This window comes from Massilia sp. YIM B02763 (genome assembly GCF_030412015.1).
Taxonomy (GTDB): domain Bacteria; phylum Pseudomonadota; class Gammaproteobacteria; order Burkholderiales; family Burkholderiaceae_D; genus Telluria.
This window is the reverse complement of the sequence record NZ_JASNRD010000006.1, coordinates 79123-100930: the sequence shown is the minus strand read 5'-3', so window position 1 is coordinate 100930 and position 21808 is coordinate 79123. Positions and strand designations below refer to the sequence as shown.

Below are 21808 nucleotides of genomic sequence, written 5' to 3'. Positions count from 1 at the left end.
TAAAAAAGGGCCGCTGATTCAGCGGCCCTTTGCCTTGCTACCTTACTGCTTGAGCAGCGGCTTCAGATACTTGCCCGTCACGCTCGCCTTGTTGTCCGCCACTTCCTCCGGCGTGCCGTGCGCGACGATCGTGCCGCCGCCCGCGCCGCCTTCCGGACCCAGGTCGACGATCCAGTCCGCCGTCTTGATGACGTCCAGGTTGTGTTCGATGATGACGAGCGTGTTGCCCTGGTCGCGCAGGCGGTGGATCACCTTCAGCAGCAGGTCGATGTCGGCGAAGTGCAGGCCGGTGGTCGGCTCGTCGAGGATGTACAGCGTGCGGCCCGTGTCGCGCTTGGACAGTTCCAGCGACAGCTTGACGCGCTGCGCCTCGCCGCCCGACAGCGTTGTCGCGCTCTGGCCCAGCTTGATGTAGCCCAGGCCCACGTCCAGCAGCGTGTGCAGCTTGCGTGCGATGACCGGCACGGGCTTGAAGAACTCGTGCGCATCCTCGACCGTCATGTCCAGCACTTCGGTGATGTTCTTGCCCTTGTACTGCACTTCCAGCGTCTCGCGGTTGTAGCGCTTGCCGTGGCAGACGTCGCACGGCACGTACACGTCCGGCAGGAAGTGCATCTCGACCTTGACCACGCCGTCGCCCTGGCAGGCCTCGCAGCGGCCGCCCTTGACGTTGAACGAGAACCGTCCCGCGCTGTAGCCGCGTTCCTTCGCCGTCGGCACCGTCGCGAACAGGTCGCGGATCGGGGTGAACACGCCCGTGTACGTCGCCGGGTTCGAGCGCGGGGTGCGGCCGATCGGCGCCTGGTCGACGGAGATCACCTTGTCGAAGTGCTCCAGGCCGTGGATGGCGTCGTGCGGCGCCGGGTCGGTCTGCGAGCCGTACAGGTGGCGCGACAGGGCCGGGTACAGCGTGTCGTTCACCAGCGTCGATTTGCCGGAGCCGGACACGCCGGTCACGCAGGTGAGCAAGCCCACCGGCAGTTCCAGCGACACGTTCTTGAGGTTGTTCCCGGTGGCGCCCGTGATCACCAGCTGGCGATCCGGGTCGGCCTGGGTACGCTTCTTCGGCACCTCGATCTTCTTGCGGCCGCTCAGGTACTGCGCGGTCAGCGAGTTCTTGTTCTTCAGGATGTCCTTCAGCGAACCCTCGGCAATGACGGCGCCGCCGTGCACGCCTGCGCCCGGACCCATGTCGACGATGTAGTCGGCGGTGCGGATCGCGTCCTCGTCGTGCTCGACCACCAGCACGCTGTTGCCGATGTCGCGCAGGTGCTTCAGCGTGGCGATCAGGCGGTCGTTGTCGCGCTGGTGCAGGCCGATCGACGGCTCGTCCAGAACGTACATCACGCCCGTGAGGCCGGAACCGATCTGCGAGGCCAGGCGGATGCGCTGCGCCTCGCCGCCCGACAGGGTGTCGGCGCTGCGGTCCAGCGACAGGTAGTCCAGGCCCACGTCGTTCAGGAATTTCAGGCGCGCGACGATTTCCTTGATCACGCGGTCGGCGATGTCCTTCTTCGCGCCCGTCAGCTCCAGCTTGTCGAAGTAGCTCAGGCAGTCGCGCAGCGGCGTCTTTGCCACTTCATAGATGGCGCGCTGCTGCTCGCCATTGCCGATCTTGACGTAGCGCGCTTCGGTGCGCAGGCGCGCGCCGCCGCAGGTCGGGCATTCCTTCTCGTTGATGAACTTCGCCAGCTCTTCCTTGACCGCCATCGAGTCGGTCTCGCGGTAGCGGCGCTGCAGGTTGTTCACCACGCCTTCGAAGGTGTGCTCGCGGATCACGGTGCGGCCACGCTCGTTGACGTAGGCGAACGGCACGGCGGTCTTGCCTGAACCGAACAGCACGACGTCCTGGGCCTGCTTGTTCAGCTGCTCGAACGGCTTGTCCAGGTCGAAACCGTAGTGATCGGCCAGGCTGGTGAGCATCTGGTAGTAGAACTGGTTGCGGCGGTCCCAGCCCTTCACGGCGCCGGATGCCAGCGACAGGTTCGGGAACGCGACGATGCGCTTCGGATCGAAGAACTCGATGTGGCCCAGGCCATCGCATTCCTGGCAGGCGCCCATCGGATTGTTGAAGGAGAACAGGCGCGGCTCCAGCTCCTGCAGCGAATAGCCGCAGACGTTGCAGGCGAACTTGTTCGAGAAGATATGCTCCTTTTCCGTATCCATCTCGTAGGCGACGGCGCGGCCGTCGGCCAGGCGCAGCGCGGTCTCGAAGCTCTCGGCCAGGCGCTGCTTGATCTCGTCGTTGACCTTGACGCGGTCGATCACGACGTCGATCGTGTGCTTTTCCGTCTTCTTCAGCTTCGGCAGCTCGTCGACGTCGTAGATCTTGGCCGCGCCGGTGCCGCTCTGGATGCGGAAGCGCACGAAGCCCTGCGCCTGCATGCCGGCGAACAAATCGCTGTGCTCGCCCTTGCGGTTGGCGACGACGGGCGCCAGGATCATCAGCTTGGTCCCTTCCGGCATGGCCAGCACGGCATCGACCATCTGCGACACGGTCTGCGCGGCCAGCGGCTCGTGCGAGTGGTCCGGGCAGTACGGCGTGCCCACGCGGGCATACAGCAGGCGCAGGTAGTCGTGGATCTCGGTGACGGTGCCGACGGTCGAGCGCGGGTTGTGCGAGGTCGCCTTCTGTTCGATGGAAATGGCGGGCGACAGGCCCTCGATCATGTCGACGTCCGGCTTCTCCATCAACTGCAGGAACTGGCGCGCATAGGCCGACAGCGACTCGACGTAGCGGCGCTGGCCTTCGGCATACAGGGTATCGAAGGCAAGCGAAGACTTGCCGGAACCCGACAAGCCGGTGATCACGATCAGCTTGTTGCGGGGCAGGTCGAGACTGATGTTCTTGAGGTTGTGCGTGCGGGCGCCGCGGATACGGATTTCTTCCATTAGTTTTCTTTGCTGGCTTTCGAATCGAATGGTTGCGGGCCGGCGCACGATGTCGACGGTGGGCGGCCGGACGGGGAACTCGCTAGTGTACCTGTTTTTATTTACAGTGGTATGGCGCCGGCGAAGAAAGCATGCGGACGTTAATACCTTGAAATGACGACTTGAAAACGGCTGTCGCGCCAGGAACACGCGCGTGTTCCGTATGTGTGCCGGGCGGGCGCCAATTCAATGACAAACCCATCAGAAATACGAAATAAATTTCGTCCCCCACCGTATAATTCCACAAAGAAACTCCTAAACTCCTGGCGCCATCATGCAGATCCATACCGAAGACGATTTCTCGGGCGTCGTCCCCGATCACCCCTGGGCCGAACAATTCACCGTGCTGGGCTATCGCGAAGGCGGCATCAGCTGCATTCCGCACGGACTGTTTCGCGACTGGCTCGACCGGGAGCCGGAATTCGGCCACTTCTACATGGGACGCTGCTCGGGATTCGGCGTGGGCTCCCAGGTCAAATACGATTCCAATCAGCAGGGCCTGAGTATCGGCCGCTTCGTCGCCGGCGGTTCGCGCCTGCGTTTCGTGCTCAACGGCCAGCACGAGACCAGGACGATCTCGACCTATATGTTCTCGGTAGCGGGCATGGGCTTGCACAATCCACCGCCGCCGCAGTATGGGGACACGGTAGTGAAGAACGACGTATGGATCGGTGACGAGGCGATGATGCTGGGCGGCAGCGTCGTCGAGAACGGTTGCGTGATCGGCGCGCGCACCGTCGTGCCGCCGAACTTCCGCACCGAAGCCTATGGCATCTACGTCGGTTCCCCCGCACGCCTGGTGCGCTTCCGCTTCAGCGAGAAGGTGCGTGCCGCGTTGCTCGACCTGGCGTGGTGGGAAATGCCGCTGGACTGGATCCAGGCCAACAACGTGGCCTTCCTGCAAGACATGACGACCGACGAGGCGCAGGCGCTGGACATCATCGCAGGCCTGGCGGCCAGCCGCAAAGCCTACGAGGCCTTGCCGCTCGCTACAAGCGGTACGGCCCCGAAAACTTGATATGGATCTCTTCCAATCCAGGCACTTCGACCCCATTTTCGTAGTCTGAACGGATGTCGATATCCCGGATGTCCGCCAGATTTTTGCAACACCAAAATTTTGCCTGTGGCACGAACGAGCAGGCATAATAGCGGACGCACATCAACAGTTTCCCTGGCGCTTAGTCAGTGTGCAGAGCCAGGGATCTACATAGGAGTTTCACCATGGCATCAGTCAACAAGGTCATCATCGTCGGCAACCTCGGCCGCGATCCGGAAATCCGCTACATGCCGAGCGGCGACGCCATCGCCAACATCGCCGTGGCCACGTCCTACCGCTCGAAGGACCGCAACACCGGCGAACAGAAAGAGCTGACCGAGTGGCACCGTATTTCCTTCTTCGGCCGCCTGGCCGAGATCGTCGGCCAGTACCTCAAGAAGGGTTCCTCGGTCTACGTGGAAGGCCGCCTGCAGACCCGCAAGTACACGGACAAGGACGGCATCGAGCGTTACGCGACGGACATCATCGCCGAGAACATGCAGATGCTGGGCGGCCGCCAGGGCATGGGTGGCGGCGACATGGACATGGGCGGCGGCATGGACGGTGGCTACGAAGCCCCGCGCCAGGCACCGCAGCGCCAGGCCCCGCCGCCTCCGGCAGCCCGCCCGCAGCCGAAACCGGCACCGAACTTCTCGGACATGGACGACGATATTCCGTTCTAAACGCACCGAGAGAAGGTTTCGGCAAGGCCCAGTGCATCATCGATGCACTGGGCTTTTTTCTTGCCTATGATCCGTCCTTACCTGCTTCGCCGGCCTGCCGGGCAAACGAAAACCCCGGCGGATACCGATGATAGCCATCGAAATCCGCCTTCCCGACGGGCACGCCCGCCTGGCGCGCGATCGCATACACCATCGAATAATGGAAAAAGAAGTTCGGTACCGCATACATCAGGTAATAGTCCCAGCCGGACAAGTCCAGCTCGGCGAAGCCCGCCGTCGTGTGCACGTTCAGCGCATCGATCCGGTCGAAGTCGGCATCCGGAATCTCCGCCAGATAGCGCACCGTCGCAGCCAGCTCGGACAGCACGGCCGGCAGCGTCAGTTCGCCTTCGGCAAAGGAAACGATCTCGCGTCCGGCCAGCGGACAACTGGCGCGCAAGGTAAAACCGATCGCGGTCCTGGCCTGCTGCAGCAAGGGCGCCATGTCCGGATGCAGGCGCCTGCCGGCGACATCGGCGTCGAAGGCCGCAACGCGCTGCAGGAGTTCGTGCAATCTGTCGAGGTAATGAAGAAAAAGCCGGGTGGGCGCGATCATGAGATGGGTTTCCGATGGCATGCCGTTTTGGCAATGCCACTATAGTGTAACTCGCTGCCGTCCAACAGCAAAAAGCCCCGCGTCTTGCGATCGCGGGGCTTTTTTTATCCGTTGGTCGGCTTACGCGTCGGACGCGCTCGCCGCGCCTGCATCGCCGCCCAGGTCCGAGAAGCGGGTCAGGTGCTGGATGATGAACCAGCTCTGCAGCTCGTTGGTGCGCACGATCTCGCTGACGATCAGGTCGTTGGTGCCGTCGTCGCCGGCTTCGTCGGCGGCGCGGGCCAGCGGGCGGGCGTCGAGCAGGATGGTTTCATGGGCATCGGCCAGGCGGTCCAGCTGGGCACGTGCCGTTTCGCGGCCGCGCGGGGCGCGGGCGATCGACGATTCGCTGGCGATGTCGCCGGGCAGGGCGAAGGTGACGCCGCCCAGGGTCTGGATGCGCTCGGCGATCGAATCCATCACGGTGACTTGCTCTTCGTAGTGCTTGTCGAAGAGCAGGTGCAGTTCGTAGAAGGTGGCGCCGGAGGTCTGCCAGTGCGCCTTCTTGTAGGCGTCGCGCAGGGCCATGGTGTGGGCCAGCAGGCGGTTCAGGGCGCGCACGCTCTGCGAGCGGGTCTGGGCGTCCAGGCCGATGCGCACCGGGGCCAGTGCGCCGAATTCTTGCACGACGTTATCGTCGGAGGATTTGTCAGTCATGTCGGTCTCGCTTCAGGATGGGTGAATATCGCCACATGCAATGCATGGATACATTCCGGGCCACCAGCTTGCCAGGAAGCTTACGAATTTACACTGATCCAAAGATCAGCGGCGCCGCCTCGACATCGGTGGCCGGCAGCGAGGGAAAAACGGGTTTCGGACGTGTTCCAGATCGATGCCGGCCGGCCACAAGCGGTCACAGCAATACTGGCATGCCCTTCCTGCTCAGTGTAATATCACCGTTTGGGTGCGCCATGTCCGCTTGGGGATGGCGTTAAACGGGAAACCGGTGACACCGCCTCGCGCGGCCATTCCGGTGCAGCCCCCGCTGCTGTAAGCCTGACGACTCCGTCGATATGCCACTGCGATTGCCATCGCGGGAAGGGATGGGGAAGGATGAAGGCGAGCCAGAATACCGGCCCAAAGAATCGTTAAGCACCATTCCCCGGGGTGTCGGGAAGCCGCTGTCGACCTGCTGCTGCCTCCGTGCATCCAGCCCCGTCGGCCGTCCTTTTCCCCCGTCATGGTGTCCACATCGACCATTCGACGGGAGGTTTCGAATGCATATCATGGAAGGTTTCCTGCCGCCGGCGCACGCGCTCGGCTGGGCAGCCGTTTCCGTCCCCTTTCTGGCCGTCGGCCTGCGCAGCATGGGGCGCGACCTGCAGGCGCATCCCGAGCGGCGCATGCTGCTGGGCGTGGCCGCCGCATTCGCCTTCCTGCTGTCCGCCTTGAAGCTGCCGTCGGTGACGGGCAGCTGCTCGCATCCCACCGGCGTCGGACTCGGCGCATTGCTGTTCGGTCCCGCCGCGATGGTGCCGGTGGGCTTCGTCGTGCTGCTGTTCCAGGCGCTGCTGCTGGCCCACGGCGGCCTGACCACGCTCGGCGCCAACGTGTTCTCGATGGCCATCGTCGGCCCCTTCGTGTCCTACGGCGTATTCCGCGCGGCGGCTACCCTGGGCCTGTCGCGCAGCGTCGCCGTGTTCCTCGCCGCCTGCCTGGGCGACCTGGCGACCTATGTGACGACCTCGGTGCAGCTGGCCTGGGCCTTCCCTGACCCGGTCGGCGGCATCCACGCGTCCTTCCTCAAGTTCGCCGGCATCTTCGCGCTGACCCAGGTGCCGATCGCCATCAGCGAAGGCTTGCTGACGGTGCTGGTGGTGAACGCGATGGCGCGCTTCAACGCCCATGAGCTGCGCGCGCTGCCCGTGATGGCGCTGCGCGGGAGGAAGGAAGCATGAAGGCGCGCACCGGATTGACCTGGCTGGCCATCGTGCTGCTGACGGTGCTGCCGCTGTGGTTCGCCGCCGCGCCGCCGGCCGAACCGGGGGCGGAGGCGCCGTCCGTCTTCGGCGGCGCCGACGAGCGCGCCCAGCAAGCCATCGGTACCATCGCGCCGCACTACAAGCCCTGGTTTTCTCCCGTGTTCGAGCCGGCCAGCGGCGAGATCGCCTCGCTGCTGTTCGCGCTGCAGGCGGCCGTGGGCGCCGGCGTGATCGGCTTCTGGCTCGGCATGTCGGTGGCGCGCGAACGTGCGCGCCGTGCCGGGGCGCCTCAGCAAGAACCAGTACAGGAACCACGTGCTGATTGAGACGGCCGCCTATGCCAGCCGCTGGCGCACCGTTGCGCCGGCGGCCAAGGCGCTGTTCGCGCTGGCCGGCATGATGGCCGCCTGGATCGCGCGCGGCCCCGCCATGCTCGCGCTGCTCGCCGCCGTGCTGGTGCTGGCGGCGCTGCTCGGCGCGCGCGTGCTGCCGCGCACCTATCTCGCGGTGGCCATGCCGCCGCTCGGCTTCCTGCTGCTGTCCTGCCTGACGATGCTGGTGGGGCCCGATGCGCAAGGCCATTGGGGCTGGAACGGCGCCATGCTGCCGGCCGTCGCGCACACGGCGCTGCGGTCGCTGGCCTTGCTGGCGGCGCTGCTGGGCCTCGTCCTCACCACGCCGCTGCCGGACCTGCTGGCGCTGCTGCGCCGCCTGCGCACGCCCGAGCTGCTGCTCGACCTGATGGCGCTGTGCTACCGCATGCTGTTCGTGCTGCGCCAGGCCTGGGACGAGGGCGTGACCGCGCAGGGCGCGCGCCTGGGCTACCGCGGCTGGCGCCACGCCTGGCGCTCGACCGGGCTGCTGGCCGGCCAGATGGCCGTGCAGGTCTGGCAGCGTGCCGCCGCCTTGCAGATGGCGGCGGAAGCGCGCGGCTATCAAGGCACCCTGCGCTTCCTGCCGGCCGTGTATCCGGACGCGCGCCGCCACACGGTTGTCGCGGCGCTGGCGGGCGCCTCGCTGATCGCGTTGGCATTGGGGGATCGTCTGTGACCCCGCTCCTGGCATTGGAGTCCGTCGACCACGTCTACCCGGACGGCAGCGCCGGCCTGCGCGGCTGCAGCCTGGCGCTGGGCCGCGGCCGCCGTCATGCGCTGCTGGGTGCGAACGGCGCCGGCAAGACCACCGTGCTGCAGCACCTGAACGGCTTGCTGCGCCCGAGCGCCGGCCTGCTGCGCTGGGACGGCGTGCCGTTCGACTACGGCCGCGCGGGCCTGGCCGAGCTGCGCCGCCGCGTGGGCCTCGTATTCCAGAATCCGGACCGCCAGCTGTTCTCGGCCCGGGTCGACGAGGACGTCTCGTTCGGCCCGCTGAACCTGGGCCTGGATGCCGGTACCGTGCGCGCGCGCGTGGCCGCGGCCCTCGACGCCGTCGGCCTGCGCGACCATGCGCAGCGGGCCGTGCACCACTTGAGTTTCGGCCAGAAGAAGCGCGTCTGCATCGCCGGCGTGCTGGCGATGGAACCTGAAGTGCTGCTGCTGGACGAACCGATGGCCGGCCTGGACGCTCCCATGCAGCTGGAACTGGCCGCCTTGCTGGACCGCCTGGCGGCGCAGGGCGTCACCGTGCTGCTGTCCACCCACGACGTCGATTTCGCCTACCGCTGGGCCGACGACATCCACGTGATGGCCGAAGGCCGCTGCATCGCTTCCGGTCCGGCGCAGGCCATGGCGGCGCGCGCCGACGTGCTGGCCGCGGCCGGGCAGCGCATGCCGCAGGCGCTGGCGCTGCATGCGGCGCTGGTGGCGCGCGGCGTGCTGCCGGCCGGGCCCGCGCCGCGCAGCGTCGACGCGCTGCTCGACCACCTATCAGGAGAACTCCCCGCATGACACAAGCATCGTTCGGCAAGATCTGGTTCGTGGGCGCCGGTCCCGGCGACCCGGAACTCATCACCGTCAAGGGCCAGAAGCTGCTGTCCCGCGCCGGCGCCGTGCTGTTTGCCGGCTCGCTGGTCGACCGCGCGGCCACGCTGTACGCGCCGCCCGGCGCCGCCATCCGCGATTCCAAGGACATGACGCTGGAAGAGATGACCGCGTGGCTGATCGACCAGGCCGGCCGCCACGAGACCGTCGTGCGCCTGCAGACGGGCGACCCGGCCTTGTACGGCGCGCTGATCGAGATGGCGCGCCCGCTCGCGGAAGCCGGCATCGACTGGGCCGTGGTGCCGGGTGTGTCGTCGGCCATGGCCTCGATGGCCGCCGCCGGCGAATCGATGACGCTCCCGGAAGTGACGCAGACCGTGATCCTCACGCGCGTCGAAGGGCGCACGCCGATGCCGGAAGGCGAGGACCTGGCCAGCCTGGCCGCCCACCGCACCACGCTGTGCATCTTCTTGTCGATCACGCTCATGTACAAGGTCGAGGCGGCGCTGCGCGCGGCCGGCTGGCCGGACGATGCGCCGATGCTGGTCGTGCACAAGGCCAGCTGGCCGGGCGAGGAAAAAATCATCCGCGGCACGCTGGCCGACATCAAGGGGCGCTGCCGCGACGCCGGCGTCGCCAGCCAGGCGATGATCGTCGCCAGCCCCACGCTGGGCGCCCTGCACTGGGAAACCCTGGTGCGCTCCAAGCTCTACGACCCCACATTCACCCATCGTTTCAGAAAGGCGAGCGCATGAACATCATGATGCAAGCAGCCCCCGTCCCTACGGGTGACACCATCCTCGTCGTCGGCCACGGCTCGCGCGAGGATTCCGGCAACCAGGAGATCCGCGACTTCGTCGCCCAGTGGCGCGCGCTGCGTCCCGACTGGCGCATCGAGCTGTGCTTCATCGAGTTCGCGCCGCCAGAGCTGAACGCCGCGCTGCTGGCCGCCGCCCGTTCCTCGCGCCGCGTGCTCGTGGTGCCCCTGATCCTGAACGCGGCCGGCCACGTCAAGATGGAGATCCCGGAAGCCGTCGAAGGTGCGCGCGCCGCCTGTCCGCAAGCGGAGATCCTGCTGGCGCCGCACCTGACCGCCTGCGATCCCATCCTGGCGATCCTGAAGCGCCGCCTGCGCAAGGCCATGGGCGCGCTGGACATGCCGGACCCCACCACCACCGGCGTCGTGGTGCTGGGCCGCGGCTCGTCCGACCGCGGCGCCAACGGCGAAATGGCGAAGATGGCGCGCTGGCTGCTGGAAGAGGGCGACCACGAGCTGGTCGATCTCGCCTTCACGGGCATCACCTGGCCGCGCCTGGAGAAGGTCGTGCAGCGCCACGTGCTGCTGGGCATGCGCCAGATCGTCGTGCTGCCCTACTACCTGTACACGGGCACGCTGATGCAGCGCATCCACCGCCAGGTCGAGCACCTGCGCGGCCAGTATCCGCAGGTGCGCTTCGCCTGCAGCGAGCACTTCGGCTTCGAGAAGGAGATCTTCGCGCTGATGGACCAGCGCGTGGAAGACCTGCGCGAAGGCGTGCCGGACAGCCGCCTGCCATGCGATGGCTGCAGCTACCGCGAAATCGCGCACGACCTGGGCCACGGCCACTCGCATGCGCACACGCACGGCCACGGCCATGCGCACGGTCCGGAGCACGGCCACGGCCACGAGCACCACCATCACGAGCACGGCCACGAGCATCACCATCCGCATGGGCATGAGCACGCGCACGGCCACGACCACGACCACGACCACGCGAAAGCCGAGGGCCAGCCCGTATGAGCACCGTGAACACCGTCACCGAGCAGCTCACCCGCGCCGGCCAGGCGATCGAGCACGACAGCTTCGCGATCATCGATGCCGAAGTAGGCGAGCATGCCTACGACGCGCTCCAGTGGCCGATCGTGCGGCGCATGATCCACGCGAACGCGGACTTCGACTTCAACGGCCTGACGGCCTTCCACCCCGATGCCGTCGAGGCGGGCGTGCGCGCCATGCTGGCCGGCGGCGGCACGCCGGTCGTGGCCGACGTCGAGATGATCTGCTCGGGCCTGTCGCAGCCGCGCCTGGCGCACTTCGGCATGAAGACCTACCAGTTCATCAGCGATGCCGACGTGATCGAGACGGCCAAGGCGGAGGACACCACGCGCGCCGTGCAGGCCATGCGCAAGGCGCACCGCCTGGGACTGCTGGACGGCGCCATCGTCGGCATCGGCAATGCGCCCACGGCGCTGATCGAGCTGGTGCGCCTGGTGCGCGAGGAGGGCGTGCGGCCCGCGCTGGTGGTCGGCATGCCGGTCGGCTTCGTGTCGGCGGCCGAGTCGAAGGACTTGATGGCCGAGGTGGACGAGGTGCCGTGGATCGTGATCCGCGGCCGCAAGGGCGGCTCGACGCTGGTGGTGGCGGCGCTGCATGCGCTGCTGGCGCTGGCGGAAGCGCGCCAGAAGGCGGCGCAGCCATGAAGGAGAAGGCGGCTGCCGAACGGGGCACCCGCACCGGTTTCACCACCGGCGCCTGCGCCGCCGCGGCCGCGCGCGCGGCGGTGCTGGGGCTGGCCGGCGGGCAGGTGCCGGACGAGATCGAAAGCCTGCTGCCCAACGGCAGCCGGGTGCGCTTCGCCGTGCACGACGGCCGCAGCGACGACGGCCGCGCCCATGCGATGGTCGTGAAATTCGCCGGCGACGATCCGGACTGCACCGATGGCGCCCACCTGACGGTCGATTTGCGCCTGCTGCCGGGCCAGGCCGGCACCGTGGCCTATGTCGCCGGCGACGGCGTCGGCACGGTGACGATGCCGGGCCTGGGCCTGGAGGTGGGCGGGCCGGCCATCAATCCGGTCCCGCGCCGCAATATCGCCGACAACCTGCGCGAAGCCGCGCCCGACCTGCTGGCCCGGCACGGCATCGAAGTGACCATCAGCGTGCCGGACGGCCAGGTGATGGCGAAGAAGACGACCAATGCGCGCCTGGGCATCCTGGGCGGCATCAGCATCCTCGGCACCACGGGCATCGTCAAGCCGTATTCCACGGCGGCCTGGCGCGCCAGCGTCGTGCAGGGCGTGCAGGTGGCGGCGACCACCGGCCACGACGTCGTCGCGCTGACGACGGGCGGCAGGACCGAGACCTTCGCCATCGCCACGCTGCGCGCCGAGCGTCCGGAGCTGCCGTCCGCCTGCTTCGTGCAGATGGGCGACTTCCTGCGTTATGCGCTGGACGAGGCGGTGGCGCAGGGCATCGGCCTCGTCGTGCTGGCCGTCATGGTGGGCAAGCTGACCAAGATCGCCCAGGGCGAGACGATCACGCACGCGAACCGCAGCGAGGTCGATACGGACCTGGTGGCGGAGATCGGCCGCCGCATCGGCGCTTCCGCCGAGGATTGCGCAGCCATGGCCGCCGCCGAGACGGCGCGCTTCGGCGCGGAGCTGATGGTCGAGCGCGGCCTGGGGGAGAGCTTCCATCGAGAGTTGGCGCAGGCCGCCATCGACACGCTGACGGCGCCCGATCGCTACGGCCGCGCCTTCCAGCTGCGCGTACTGGTGACCGACTTCAGCGGCAACCAAGTGGCCGACGTGTGGTCGGCGCCCGCGCTGCCCGGCGAGCGGCCGGCCGGCGCGCGCCGCATCGGCATCGACCACATCGTCGACACAGAACCCACACCGGACTGACCATGGATACCAGCATCAAAGACCCCAATCCCTGCCGCGTGATCGGCGTCCTCGACGACGGCGTCGCCAGCTTGAGCGCCACCGCGCTGGCCCACCTGCGCAGCGCCGACGTGGTGATCGGCGGCGCGCGCACGCTGGCGCTGTTCGAGCACGAATTCAAGGCCGACGCCGTTCGCCACGACCTCACGGGCCAGCTGAAGGCCGTGCCGGACTGGGTGCGCGCCGCGCGCGCCGACCACCTGTCCTGCGTGGTGCTGGCAACCGGCGACCCGCTGTGCCACGGCATCGCGCCGTACCTGGCCCAGCACCTGTGCGTGCAGGCGCTCGACATCCTGCCCAACCTGTCGACGCTGCAGCTGGCCTGCGCCCGCATCGGCCTCGCGTGGCAGGATGCACGGATCGTCTCGGTGCACGCGCGCGACGCCGGCGAGTGGGCGCGCGGCAGCCTGCCGTCGCACGGCCTGTATGCGCTGGCGCAGGCGGTGCGCGCCAACGCGCGCCTGCTGGTGCTCACCAGCCCGGACAACAGCCCGGACCGCATCGCGCGCCTGTTGGTGGCGGAAGGCCTCGGTGACGATTTCCACATGGCCGTGGCGGAAAACCTGCTGCAGCCGGAAGAACGCGTGCTGGCGGAACTGAGCCCGCACGACGCGGCCGGCATGCGCTTCGCGTCGTTGAACGTCGTGCTGCTGTGGCGCACGGCCGCCGCGCCGCGCCCCGTGCGCTTCGGCCTGGCGGATGCGGAATTCGCGCAGCGCCAGCCCGAGAAGGGCTTGATCACGAAGCAGGAAGTGCGCGCCGTCAGCCTGGCGCGCCTGCAGCTGCGGGCGGACAGCGTCGTCTGGGACATCGGCGCCGGTTCCGGCTCCGTCGGCCTGGAAGCGGCGCGCCTGTGCTCCCAGGGCCACGTGTATGCCATCGAGAAGAACGAGGCGGATCACGCGATCGCGGGGCAGAACCACGCGGCCTTCGGGGTCTCCAACTACAGCCTGTTCCACGGCAAGGCGCCGGAAGGACTCGACACCTGGCCCGACCCGGACGCCGTCTTCATCGGCGGCTCGGGCGGGGAACTGGCTGGCCTGATCGCCGGCATCCTGCGTCGCATGCGCCAGGGGGGCTCCCTCGTGATGAACTTCGTCACATTGGAAAACCTGGCCACGGCTACGGCGACGCTGCAGTCGCTGGAAGGAGAGGGTATTTCGTGGGACGTGCTTCAGCTGCAGGCGGCGCGCAGCAAGCCGATCCTGCACATGCACCGCATGGCGGCCGAGAACCCCGTCTGGATCGTCTGCGCCCGCCGTACGGAGGCGTCGGCATGAGCGGCACCCTGTGGGGCATCTCGCTGGGCCCCGGCGACCCCGGCCTGATCACGCGCGCGGCCTGGGATGCCCTGCAGCGCCGCGACACCGTCTGGGTCTACCCGGCGCGCAGCGGCAAGACGCCCAGCTATGCGTTCGACATCGTGCAGCGCGCCGGGCTGGCGCCGCCGGAGGAGCACGCGCTGCTGCTGTTCCCCATGACGCACGACGGCGAGAAGCTGGCGCGCGCCTGGCTCAAGGCGGCCGAGACGGTGCTGCCCTGGCTGCGCGCGGGACGCGACGTGCTGTTCCTCGTCGAGGGCGACGCCAGCACCTATGCCACCTTCGGCCACCTGGCGCGTACCGTGCGCGCGCTCGACGACACGGTGGCGGTAAAAATCGTCGCCGGCGTGAACGCCTTCACGGCCGCCTGCGCCGCCGTCGAGGTGCCGTTCTCCGAGCAGGACGACACGGTGGCCATCGTGCCGGCCGCGTATGGCGTGAGCGCCGTCGACCGCCTGCTGCCCGATTTCGACATGCTGGTGCTGATGAAGGTGAAGCCGATCCTGGACGAACTGATCGACTGGATGGAGCGGCGCGACCTGCTGGCCGGCGCCCACTTCATCGAACGCGTGGGCGCGCCGGACGAGCGGCGCTTTTCGGCCGGCGAGATCCTGGCGCTGCGCGGCACCAAGGTCAGCTACCTGTCCCTGCTGATCGTCAAGCATCCCCACCGCATCCGCGGCGAACGCATCAAGGGCTGCCTCAGGAAGAGCGGCCCGCAACCCCTATCGATGGAGACTGAATAAGATGGATGGAACAAGCAACCCCGCCACGCCGCGCCTCTGCCTGGTGGCGATCACCAAGCATGGTGCCGCCCAGGCCGCGCGCCTGGCCGCCGACCTGCCGGACGCCGATATCTGCACCTCGGCCAAGTTCGCGGCCGCCTTCGCCGGCCTGGCCAACCCCGTGCGCGCCTATGACGGCGCGCTGCGCGACGAAATCGGCCCCCTGTTCGAACGCTACGACCAGATCGTGTTCTTCGTCTCGCTGGGCGCCGTCGTGCGCCTGATCGCGCCGCACCTGCGCAGCAAGGACGAGGACCCGGGCGTGATCGTCGTGGACGATGCCGGCCAGTACGTGATCCCAGTGCTGTCGGGCCACGTGGGCGGCGCCAACGAGTGGAGCGAGCGCGTGGCCGACCTGCTGGGCGCCGCGCCCGTGCTGACCACCGCGTCCGACGTGGGCCGCACGATCCCCGTCGACATCCTGGGACGCCACCTGGGCTGGCGCGTGGAAGCGCCCAAGATCAACATCACGCGCGTGTCTGCCCACGTGGTCAACGGCGAACCCATCGCCTTCGTGCAGGAAGCGGGAAGCCCCGACTGGTGGACCCGCCCGACGCCGCTGCCCGACACCATCCATCGCTTCGCGCGCTTCGACGAGGTGCCGCTGGACCGTTACGCCGCCGTGTTGTGGGTCACGCATGCCGACGTGCCGCAGGAGCGCTGGGATGCGCTGAAGGAGCGCCTGGTCGTGTACCGCCCGCCGCAGGACGCCGCCGCATGACCATGTTCACCGTCGGCCTGGGCTGCGACCGCGGCGTCCTGCTGGACACGGTGCGCGACGCCGTGCTGGCCGCGCTGGCCGCCGCGGGCGCACGCCCGGACCAGGTCGCGGCCGCCGCCAGCATCGCCCTGAAGCGCGACGAAGCCGCGTTCCTGGCGCTGGCGCGGGAGCAGGGCTGGCCCCTGCATTTTTACGAAGCGCACGAACTGGCGGCCGTGCCGGTGCCGAATCCGTCCGAGACGGTGCGGCGCTACACGGGCACGCCGTCCGTCAGCGAAGCGGCGGCGCTGCTGGCCGCCGGGCCGGATGCGCCCATGAGCGCGCTGGTCGTCGAAAAACACAAACACCGGGGCGCCGATGGCCGCAATGCCACCGTCTCGATCGCAAGGAAAACCCTATGAACGAAGAATTCGCTACGCCGGCCCCCACGGCCGGCAAGATCATGCTGGTGGGGATCGGCCCCGGCAGCGTGGACCACATGACGCAGCGCGCCCGCGCCGCCATCGCCGAAGCGGACGTCGTGATCGGCTACGTCACCTACATCAAGCTGGTGGCCGACCTCATCGAGGGCAAGGAGATCATCCGCAAGTCGATGACGGAAGAACTGGACCGCGCCGTGAGCGCGCTGGAGGCGGCCAGGGCCGGCAAGAAGGTGGCCCTGATCTCCTCGGGCGACGCCGGCGTCTACGGCATGGCCGGCCCGACCTACGAGGTGCTGTTCCAGTCCGGCTGGACGCCGGACGACCCGGTCCAGGTCGAAATCGTTCCCGGCGCCTCGGCGCTGAACAGCTGCGCCGCGCTGGTCGGCGCGCCGCTCACGCACGACTTTTGTGCGATCTCGCTGTCCGACCTGCTCACGCCCTGGCCGACCATCGCGCGCCGGCTGGATGCCGTGGCGATGGCCGACTTCGTCGTCGCCCTGTACAACCCCAAGAGCGGGCGCCGTACGCGCCAGATCGTCGAGGCCCAGCGCCTGTTCCTGCGCCACCGCCGTCCCGATACGCCCGTCGCCATCGTCAAGAGCGCCTACCGCCGCCGCGAGAACATCGTGTTTACGACATTGGATTCGATGGCCGACGCCGACATCGGCATGCTCAGCACCGTCCTGATCGGCAACAGCAATACCTTCGTCAAGCATGGCCTGATGGTCACGCCGCGCGGCTACGCCAACAAGTACGACATGGAGGGCGGCACGACGCGCGACGGCGAACGCGCCGGCCGTTCGCTGTCGACGGGCCTGCTGGGCTGGCTCGATGCGCTGCGCGCGGAATACGATGCCGGCGACGACATCGCCGTGCTGGCGGCGCGCTACCGCCTGCCGGCCGACTACATCCAGGCCACGCTGGACGAGCCGTGGGAAGAGGAGGCGGCCGCCGCCACCGAGGAGAATGAAGGATGAGCGACAACGACATGGACAGGACGAAGGAAGTCGTCAAGCCGAAGATCGGCAGCTACCGTCGCCACCTGCTGGTGTGCACGGGACCGCGCTGCAGCGCCGACGGCGCATCGCAGGCCCTGTTCGACAGCCTGGGCGACAAGTTCAAGGCGGCGGGCCTGAACGCGGGCGACCTGCGCGTCAAGCGCAGCCGCGTGAGCTGCTTCGCCGCGTGCAAGGGCGGTCCGATCGTGTGCGTGCAGCCGGACGGCACCTGGTACTACAACGTCACGCCGGAGAACATGGACCGCATCATCGACGACCACCTGTGCCATGGCAAGCGCGTCGAGGACCTGGTGTTCCACCAAGCCGGCGAGGACTGACACCATGTGGTAAGTACGCCAATGGGTGTGGCGTGTTCGCCAATGGATGGGTTGCGGGCACGTAACTGCCGTACAATATCGTGGCGTTCGTCATCAATGAGCGCCTCCACGTCCCGTCACCCATTGCACCCATGTCCCCTCCATACTCGCCCTCCGCTCCGAACGACGACCTGAGCTGGCTCGCCGGCGGCGGCGAGATGGGCGCCCTGATCCGCGCGATGGACTGGTCCACGACGCCGCTCGGGCCGCCCGCCACCTGGCCGCAAAGCCTGCGCACCTCGGTCAGCCTGTGCCTGTCGTCGACCTTCCCGATCCTCATCGCATGGGGGCCGGACGACATCCAGATCTACAACGACGCCTACCGCCCGATCTGCGGCGACCTGCACCCGGCATCGATGGGGGCGCCGTTCAAGGAGGTGTGGGCCAGCGCGCTGCCGGTGGTGGGCGACAAGTTCGAGCGCGCCCACCAGGGCGAAGGCACGTACATCCGCGACCAGCGCATGTTCCTCGACCGCTACGGCTACCTCGAGGAAGCGTTCATGACCTTCTCGTTCTCGCCGATCCGCGCCGAGTCGGGCGAGGTGGGCGGCATCTTCCATCCGATCTCGGAGGCGACGGCGGCGGTGCTGAGCGCGCGCCGCAACCAGTGCCTGCGCGACCTGAGCGCCGCGATCTCCGATGCGCGCGCGATCGGCGACATCGGGCGCGACATCGAAGCGCAGTACCAGAACATGGCGCTCGACCTGCCGTTCGTGCTGCTGTACCAGATCGATCCGGACAGCGGCAAGCTGCTGCTGCGCGCCGGCGCGGGCATGGACGCGCACGCGCACATGGCCCCGCCCGTGGCGGAACTGGACGACGCGCTGTGGCCGTTCGCGCGCACGAAACGCGAACGCAGCGCCCAGCAAGCCGACGGCCTGGCAGCGCGCCTCGGCGACGTCAAGTGCGGGCCCTACGATGCGCCGCCGGACAAGGCGATCGTCCTGCCGATCACGGCGCCGGGCCAGCCGGAGCTGTACGGTTTCGTGGTGGCGGGCGTGAGCGCCGCGCGCGCCCTCGATGCCGAGTACCTGAATTTCTACGAGCTGCTGGGCGCGGCCATCAACACGGCGGTCGGCAACGTGGTCGCCTACGAAAAGGAGCAGCGCCGCGCCGAGGAGCTGGCCCAGATCGACCGCGCCAAGACCGCCTTCTTCTCCAACGTCTCGCACGAATTCCGCACGCCGCTGACGCTGATCCTGGGACCGCTCGACGATGCCCTGGCCGACCGCGAGGAAGCACTGCCGCCCATCCAGCGGCGCCGCATCGACGTCACCCACCGCAACGCGCTGCGCCTGTTGAAGCTGGTGAACTCGCTGCTGGACTTTTCGCGCATCGAGGCGGGCCGCGTGCAGGCCAACTACGAGCCGCTCGACCTGGCGCGCCTGACGGGCGACCTGGCCAGCGTGTTCGAGTCGGCGATGGACAAGGGCGGCCTGGATTACCGCCTCGACCTGCAGGACCTGGGCGAGCCGGTCTACGTCGACCGCGACATGTGGGAAAAGATCGTCTTCAACCTGCTGTCGAACGCCTTCAAGTTCACGCTGCACGGCGGCGTCTCGGTCAGCCTGGCGCGCCACGGGGACATGGCGCGGCTGTCGGTGCGCGATACCGGCAGCGGCATCCCGGAGGCGGAGCTGCCGCGCGTGTTCGAGCGTTTCCACCGCATCGAAGGCACGCCCGGCCGCACCTTCGAGGGTACCGGCATCGGCCTGGCGCTGATCCAGGAGCTGGTGCGCCTGCACGGCGGCGCGATCGCCGTCGACAGCGTGCTGGGCGAGGGCACGCGGTTCGTCGTCGACATCCCGTTCGGCCACGGCCACCTGCCGGAAGAGCGCATCGTGCATGCGCAGGACACGCGCAACCAGGCATCGGACCAGGAAGGAGGCCGCATGGGCGCCGCCTTCGTCGAGGAAGCATTGCGCTGGCTGCCGGACGAAACGGCGCCGGCGCAGCGGCGAGACGATGACACCGCGCCGGCGCGCGCCGGGGCGACCTCCGGCACGCTGCCGCGCATCCTGATCGCGGACGACAACAACGACATGCGCGCCTACCTGAAGTCGCTGCTCGATCCGCATGCGCAGGTGTCCGTGTGCGCCGACGGCGAGGCCGCGTTCGCGCTGCTGCAGGCCGATCCAGAGCACTTGCCGGACCTGTTGCTGAGCGACGTGATGATGCCCAGGCTGGACGGTTTCGGCCTGATCGCCCGGATCCGCGCCAGCGAATCGCTGCGCCACCTGCCCGTGATGCTGCTGTCGGCGCGCGCCGGAGAGGAAGCCAAGGTCGAGGGCCTGCAGGCGGGCGCCGACGACTACCTGGTCAAGCCGTTCGCCGCCAGCGAGCTGCTGGCGCGCGTGCAGCGCCAGCTGGAACTGGCGGCCGAGCGCCGCCTGCAGCGCGATGAGCTGACGCTGCGCGAATCGTATTTCCACTCGATCATCGACGTCGCGCCCGTCATACTGTGGACCACGGACGTCGACGGCCGGTGCACCTACCTGAGCAAGCGCTGGTACGACTACACGGGCCGCACGCCGGAGCAGGACCTGGGCCTGGGCTGGCTGGACAACGTCCATCCCGACGACATGGACCGCGCACGCGACACCTTCCTCGACGCGAACGCGCGGCACGCCCCGTTCTCGCTCGACTACCGCCTGCGCCGCCACGACGGCAAGTATCGCTGGTTCATCGATGCGGGCATGCCGCGCTTCGATGACGACGGCGCGCCGGCCGGCTACGTGGGCACCGTGGTCGACATCCACACGCGCACCACGCTGCAGCAGCGCCTGGAGCAGGTGGCGCGCGCCGGCGACATCGGCGTCTGGTATGCCGATGCGCCGTTCGACAAGTACCGCCTGAACCCGCAGATGCAGGCCCACCTGGGCCTGGAAGGGCGGCGCGATGTGGCGCCGGGAGACCTGCTGGGCGCCGTCGACGAGGCCGACCGCGAGCGCCTGGCGTCCTGCATCGAGGCCGCCACCCTGCGCGGCACGGCGCTCGACCTGGAATTCCGGAGCGGCGACGGCCGGCGCTGGCTGCGCGCGATCGGCTGGTGCGACATGAGCGCGGGCAGCCTGCCGGTGCGCTTCGACGGCGTCACCTTCGACATCAGCACGCACAAGCACGCCGAGCAGGAATTGCGCCGCCTGGCCGGCGAGCTGACCGAGAAGAACCGCATGCAGAGCGATTTCCTGTTCACGCTGGCGCACGAGCTGCGCAATCCGCTGGCGCCGATCCGCACCGGCCTGGAACTGCTGCGCATCCGGGCCGGCAACGGCGCCGTCCCCGGGTCGGGAGAGGTGCACGCGATGATGCGGCGCCAGGTGGACCACATGGTGCGCCTGGTCGACGACCTGCTCGACATGGCGCGCCTGTCCGAGGGCAAGGTCGAGCTGCGGCGCGCGCCGGTGGAACTGCAGCAGGTGGTCGCCGACGCGCTCGAGATCAGCATGCCCCTGGTCGAGGGAGGCGGCCACCGGCTGGCGCTGGACCTGCCCCAGCAAGCCGTCGTGCTGCACGTCGACCGCCACCGCGTCGCCCAGATCCTGAGCAACCTGGTCAACAACGCGGCCAAGTACACGCCCAAGGGCGGCCGCATCGACGTCGCCGCGCGGGTGGACGGGAACGAGGTCGCGCTGTCGGTGCGCGACAACGGCATCGGCATCGGCCCCGACATGCTGCCCCACGTGTTCGACATGTATGCGCAGGCGAACAACACGCACAGCATGGCCCAGGGCGGGCTGGGCGTCGGCCTGAACCTGGTCCGGCGCCTCGTGGAGCTGCATGGCGGCCGCGTGGGCGCCGAGAGCGGCGGCCCCGGGCAGGGCAGCCGCTTCACGGTGTTCCTGCCGCTGGACCTGTCCGCGCCCGTGGAGACGCCGGAAGCCGTCGCCGCCGAGGCTGCCCGCGACGCCGCGGCGCTGCGCGTGCTGGTGGTGGACGACAACGTGGACGCGGCCCAGACGCTGGGCGCGCTGCTGGAGATGAGCGGCCATGCCGTGCGCGTGGTGCACGACGGCGCCGCCGCGCTGGCCGAGGCGCCGCGCTTCCGCCCGCACGCCGTGTTCCTCGACATCGGCCTGCCGGACCGCAGCGGCTTCGACGTGGCGCCGGAGCTGCGCCGGGCCGAGGGCATGGAGACGGTCACGCTGGTGGCCCTGACGGGATGGGGCGCCGAGCAGGACCGCCAGCGCTCGCGCGAGGCCGGCTTCGACGCCCACCTCACCAAGCCGGCCGACTTCGACAGCGTCGACAGCCTGTTGCGCGAGACGGCGGCGCGGCGGGCCGATTAGGGACTGAGTCTCTTGTCGATGGAAAGACCGTCGCCCCTGCGAAGGCAGGGGCCCAATGTTTGCACGCC

The 21808-nt window shown here is 68.5% G+C and carries 20 protein-coding genes and 1 riboswitch; of the genes, 17 read left to right on the top strand and 3 right to left on the bottom strand.

All coding sequences use genetic code 11. The features are described 5' to 3' along the window. Nucleotides 1-42 precede the first annotated feature (42 nt). Nucleotides 43-2892: an excinuclease ABC subunit UvrA gene (gene uvrA, locus QPK32_RS10755; RefSeq protein ID WP_290412807.1), complete on the bottom strand. Its 2850-nt coding sequence runs from the start codon at nucleotides 2890-2892 to the stop codon at nucleotides 43-45. Nucleotides 2893-3205: 313 nt separating this feature from the next. Between uvrA and QPK32_RS10750 the strand changes: the two genes are divergently transcribed. Together QPK32_RS10750 and ssb are read left to right on the top strand one after the other, a co-directional pair. Next, nucleotides 3206-3949 carry an acetyltransferase gene (locus tag QPK32_RS10750; protein WP_290412806.1) on the top strand — a complete coding sequence of 248 codons (744 nt, stop codon included), beginning with the start codon at nucleotides 3206-3208 and terminating at the stop codon, nucleotides 3947-3949. Nucleotides 3950-4152: 203 nt separating this feature from the next. Continuing rightward, nucleotides 4153-4650, top strand: a complete 498-nt coding sequence (ssb, locus tag QPK32_RS10745) for a single-stranded DNA-binding protein (RefSeq protein ID WP_290412805.1) — start codon at nucleotides 4153-4155, stop codon at nucleotides 4648-4650. A gap of 64 nt (nucleotides 4651-4714) precedes the next feature. On the opposite strand, the gene QPK32_RS10740 is transcribed toward ssb, so the two are convergent. Together QPK32_RS10740 and QPK32_RS10735 are read right to left on the bottom strand one after the other, a co-directional pair. Continuing rightward, nucleotides 4715-5245, bottom strand: a complete 531-nt coding sequence (locus tag QPK32_RS10740; protein WP_290412804.1) for a DUF1993 domain-containing protein — start codon at nucleotides 5243-5245, stop codon at nucleotides 4715-4717. A gap of 120 nt (nucleotides 5246-5365) precedes the next feature. Beyond that, nucleotides 5366-5941, bottom strand: coding sequence for a Dps family protein (locus QPK32_RS10735; protein WP_290412803.1), 576 nt, complete (start codon nucleotides 5939-5941; stop codon nucleotides 5366-5368). Between the two features lie 228 nt (nucleotides 5942-6169). Beyond that, nucleotides 6170-6380, top strand: a riboswitch (cobalamin riboswitch). A gap of 121 nt (nucleotides 6381-6501) precedes the next feature. Between QPK32_RS10735 and QPK32_RS10730 the strand changes: the two genes are divergently transcribed. The 15 genes from QPK32_RS10730 (at nucleotide 6502) to QPK32_RS10660 (ending at nucleotide 21740) form a co-directional block, all read left to right on the top strand. Then, nucleotides 6502-7182, top strand: a complete 681-nt coding sequence (locus QPK32_RS10730) for an energy-coupling factor ABC transporter permease (RefSeq protein ID WP_290412802.1) — start codon at nucleotides 6502-6504, stop codon at nucleotides 7180-7182. Continuing rightward, entirely contained in the window at nucleotides 7179-7532 is a 354-nt protein-coding gene (locus QPK32_RS10725) for an energy-coupling factor ABC transporter substrate-binding protein (RefSeq protein WP_290412801.1), read from the top strand. The genes QPK32_RS10730 and QPK32_RS10725 overlap by 4 nt, the downstream gene beginning before the upstream one ends. Beyond that, entirely contained in the window at nucleotides 7522-8256 is a 735-nt protein-coding gene (gene cbiQ, locus QPK32_RS10720) for a cobalt ECF transporter T component CbiQ (protein WP_290412800.1), read from the top strand. The genes QPK32_RS10725 and cbiQ overlap by 11 nt, the downstream gene beginning before the upstream one ends. Continuing rightward, complete coding sequence (locus QPK32_RS10715; protein ID WP_290412799.1) at nucleotides 8253-9092, top strand: ABC transporter ATP-binding protein; 840 nt, start codon at nucleotides 8253-8255, stop codon at nucleotides 9090-9092. The genes cbiQ and QPK32_RS10715 overlap by 4 nt, the downstream gene beginning before the upstream one ends. After that, complete coding sequence (gene cobM, locus QPK32_RS10710; protein WP_290412798.1) at nucleotides 9089-9880, top strand: precorrin-4 C(11)-methyltransferase; 792 nt, start codon at nucleotides 9089-9091, stop codon at nucleotides 9878-9880. Before QPK32_RS10715 ends, cobM begins: the two co-directional genes overlap by 4 nt. After that, a complete protein-coding gene (locus tag QPK32_RS10705; RefSeq protein WP_290412797.1) occupies nucleotides 9877-10905 on the top strand; it encodes a sirohydrochlorin chelatase in 1029 nt (342 codons plus the stop codon). Before cobM ends, QPK32_RS10705 begins: the two co-directional genes overlap by 4 nt. Next, nucleotides 10902-11585, top strand: a complete 684-nt coding sequence (locus tag QPK32_RS10700; protein ID WP_290412796.1) for a precorrin-8X methylmutase — start codon at nucleotides 10902-10904, stop codon at nucleotides 11583-11585. The genes QPK32_RS10705 and QPK32_RS10700 overlap by 4 nt, the downstream gene beginning before the upstream one ends. Further along, on the top strand, nucleotides 11582-12787 hold the full coding sequence (locus QPK32_RS10695) for a cobalt-precorrin-5B (C(1))-methyltransferase (RefSeq protein WP_290412795.1): 1206 nt from the start codon (nucleotides 11582-11584) through the stop codon (nucleotides 12785-12787). Before QPK32_RS10700 ends, QPK32_RS10695 begins: the two co-directional genes overlap by 4 nt. 2 nt (nucleotides 12788-12789) lie before the next feature. Then, complete coding sequence (gene cbiE / locus QPK32_RS10690; RefSeq protein WP_290412794.1) at nucleotides 12790-14106, top strand: precorrin-6y C5,15-methyltransferase (decarboxylating) subunit CbiE; 1317 nt, start codon at nucleotides 12790-12792, stop codon at nucleotides 14104-14106. After that, nucleotides 14103-14894 carry a precorrin-2 C(20)-methyltransferase gene (cobI, locus tag QPK32_RS10685; protein WP_290412793.1) on the top strand — a complete coding sequence of 264 codons (792 nt, stop codon included), beginning with the start codon at nucleotides 14103-14105 and terminating at the stop codon, nucleotides 14892-14894. Before cbiE ends, cobI begins: the two co-directional genes overlap by 4 nt. Nucleotide 14895: 1 nt before the next feature. Then, the gene (locus QPK32_RS10680; RefSeq protein WP_290412792.1) at nucleotides 14896-15654 is read left to right on the top strand and encodes a cobalamin biosynthesis central domain-containing protein; all 759 of its coding nucleotides are present in this window, start codon (nucleotides 14896-14898) and stop codon (nucleotides 15652-15654) included. Then, nucleotides 15651-16055: a cobalamin biosynthesis protein gene (locus tag QPK32_RS10675; RefSeq protein ID WP_290412791.1), complete on the top strand. Its 405-nt coding sequence runs from the start codon at nucleotides 15651-15653 to the stop codon at nucleotides 16053-16055. The genes QPK32_RS10680 and QPK32_RS10675 overlap by 4 nt, the downstream gene beginning before the upstream one ends. Next, nucleotides 16052-17053, top strand: a complete 1002-nt coding sequence (gene cobJ / locus QPK32_RS10670; RefSeq protein WP_290412790.1) for a precorrin-3B C(17)-methyltransferase — start codon at nucleotides 16052-16054, stop codon at nucleotides 17051-17053. Before QPK32_RS10675 ends, cobJ begins: the two co-directional genes overlap by 4 nt. Continuing rightward, nucleotides 17050-17412: a ferredoxin gene (locus QPK32_RS10665; protein ID WP_290412789.1), complete on the top strand. Its 363-nt coding sequence runs from the start codon at nucleotides 17050-17052 to the stop codon at nucleotides 17410-17412. Before cobJ ends, QPK32_RS10665 begins: the two co-directional genes overlap by 4 nt. A gap of 131 nt (nucleotides 17413-17543) precedes the next feature. Next, nucleotides 17544-21740, top strand: coding sequence for an ATP-binding protein (locus tag QPK32_RS10660; protein ID WP_290412788.1), 4197 nt, complete (start codon nucleotides 17544-17546; stop codon nucleotides 21738-21740). Nucleotides 21741-21808: the final 68 nt, after the last annotated feature.

What these genes read in the sequence shown, in the direction of transcription:
- uvrA (WP_290412807.1), bottom strand. Translation starts at nt 2,892, where the DNA reads ATGGAAGAAATCCGTATCCGCGGCGCCCGCACGCACAACCTCAAGAAC.
- QPK32_RS10750 (WP_290412806.1), top strand. Translation starts at nt 3,206, where the DNA reads ATGCAGATCCATACCGAAGACGATTTCTCGGGCGTCGTCCCCGATCAC.
- ssb (WP_290412805.1), top strand. Translation starts at nt 4,153, where the DNA reads ATGGCATCAGTCAACAAGGTCATCATCGTCGGCAACCTCGGCCGCGAT.
- QPK32_RS10740 (WP_290412804.1), bottom strand. Translation starts at nt 5,245, where the DNA reads ATGATCGCGCCCACCCGGCTTTTTCTTCATTACCTCGACAGATTGCAC.
- QPK32_RS10735 (WP_290412803.1), bottom strand. Translation starts at nt 5,941, where the DNA reads ATGACTGACAAATCCTCCGACGATAACGTCGTGCAAGAATTCGGCGCA.
- QPK32_RS10730 (WP_290412802.1), top strand. Translation starts at nt 6,502, where the DNA reads ATGCATATCATGGAAGGTTTCCTGCCGCCGGCGCACGCGCTCGGCTGG.
- QPK32_RS10725 (WP_290412801.1), top strand. Translation starts at nt 7,179, where the DNA reads ATGAAGGCGCGCACCGGATTGACCTGGCTGGCCATCGTGCTGCTGACG.
- cobM (WP_290412798.1), top strand. Translation starts at nt 9,089, where the DNA reads ATGACACAAGCATCGTTCGGCAAGATCTGGTTCGTGGGCGCCGGTCCC.
- QPK32_RS10705 (WP_290412797.1), top strand. Translation starts at nt 9,877, where the DNA reads ATGAACATCATGATGCAAGCAGCCCCCGTCCCTACGGGTGACACCATC.
- QPK32_RS10700 (WP_290412796.1), top strand. Translation starts at nt 10,902, where the DNA reads ATGAGCACCGTGAACACCGTCACCGAGCAGCTCACCCGCGCCGGCCAG.
- QPK32_RS10695 (WP_290412795.1), top strand. Translation starts at nt 11,582, where the DNA reads ATGAAGGAGAAGGCGGCTGCCGAACGGGGCACCCGCACCGGTTTCACC.
- cbiE (WP_290412794.1), top strand. Translation starts at nt 12,790, where the DNA reads ATGGATACCAGCATCAAAGACCCCAATCCCTGCCGCGTGATCGGCGTC.
- cobI (WP_290412793.1), top strand. Translation starts at nt 14,103, where the DNA reads ATGAGCGGCACCCTGTGGGGCATCTCGCTGGGCCCCGGCGACCCCGGC.
- QPK32_RS10680 (WP_290412792.1), top strand. Translation starts at nt 14,896, where the DNA reads ATGGATGGAACAAGCAACCCCGCCACGCCGCGCCTCTGCCTGGTGGCG.
- QPK32_RS10675 (WP_290412791.1), top strand. Translation starts at nt 15,651, where the DNA reads ATGACCATGTTCACCGTCGGCCTGGGCTGCGACCGCGGCGTCCTGCTG.
- cobJ (WP_290412790.1), top strand. Translation starts at nt 16,052, where the DNA reads ATGAACGAAGAATTCGCTACGCCGGCCCCCACGGCCGGCAAGATCATG.
- QPK32_RS10665 (WP_290412789.1), top strand. Translation starts at nt 17,050, where the DNA reads ATGAGCGACAACGACATGGACAGGACGAAGGAAGTCGTCAAGCCGAAG.
- QPK32_RS10660 (WP_290412788.1), top strand. Translation starts at nt 17,544, where the DNA reads ATGTCCCCTCCATACTCGCCCTCCGCTCCGAACGACGACCTGAGCTGG.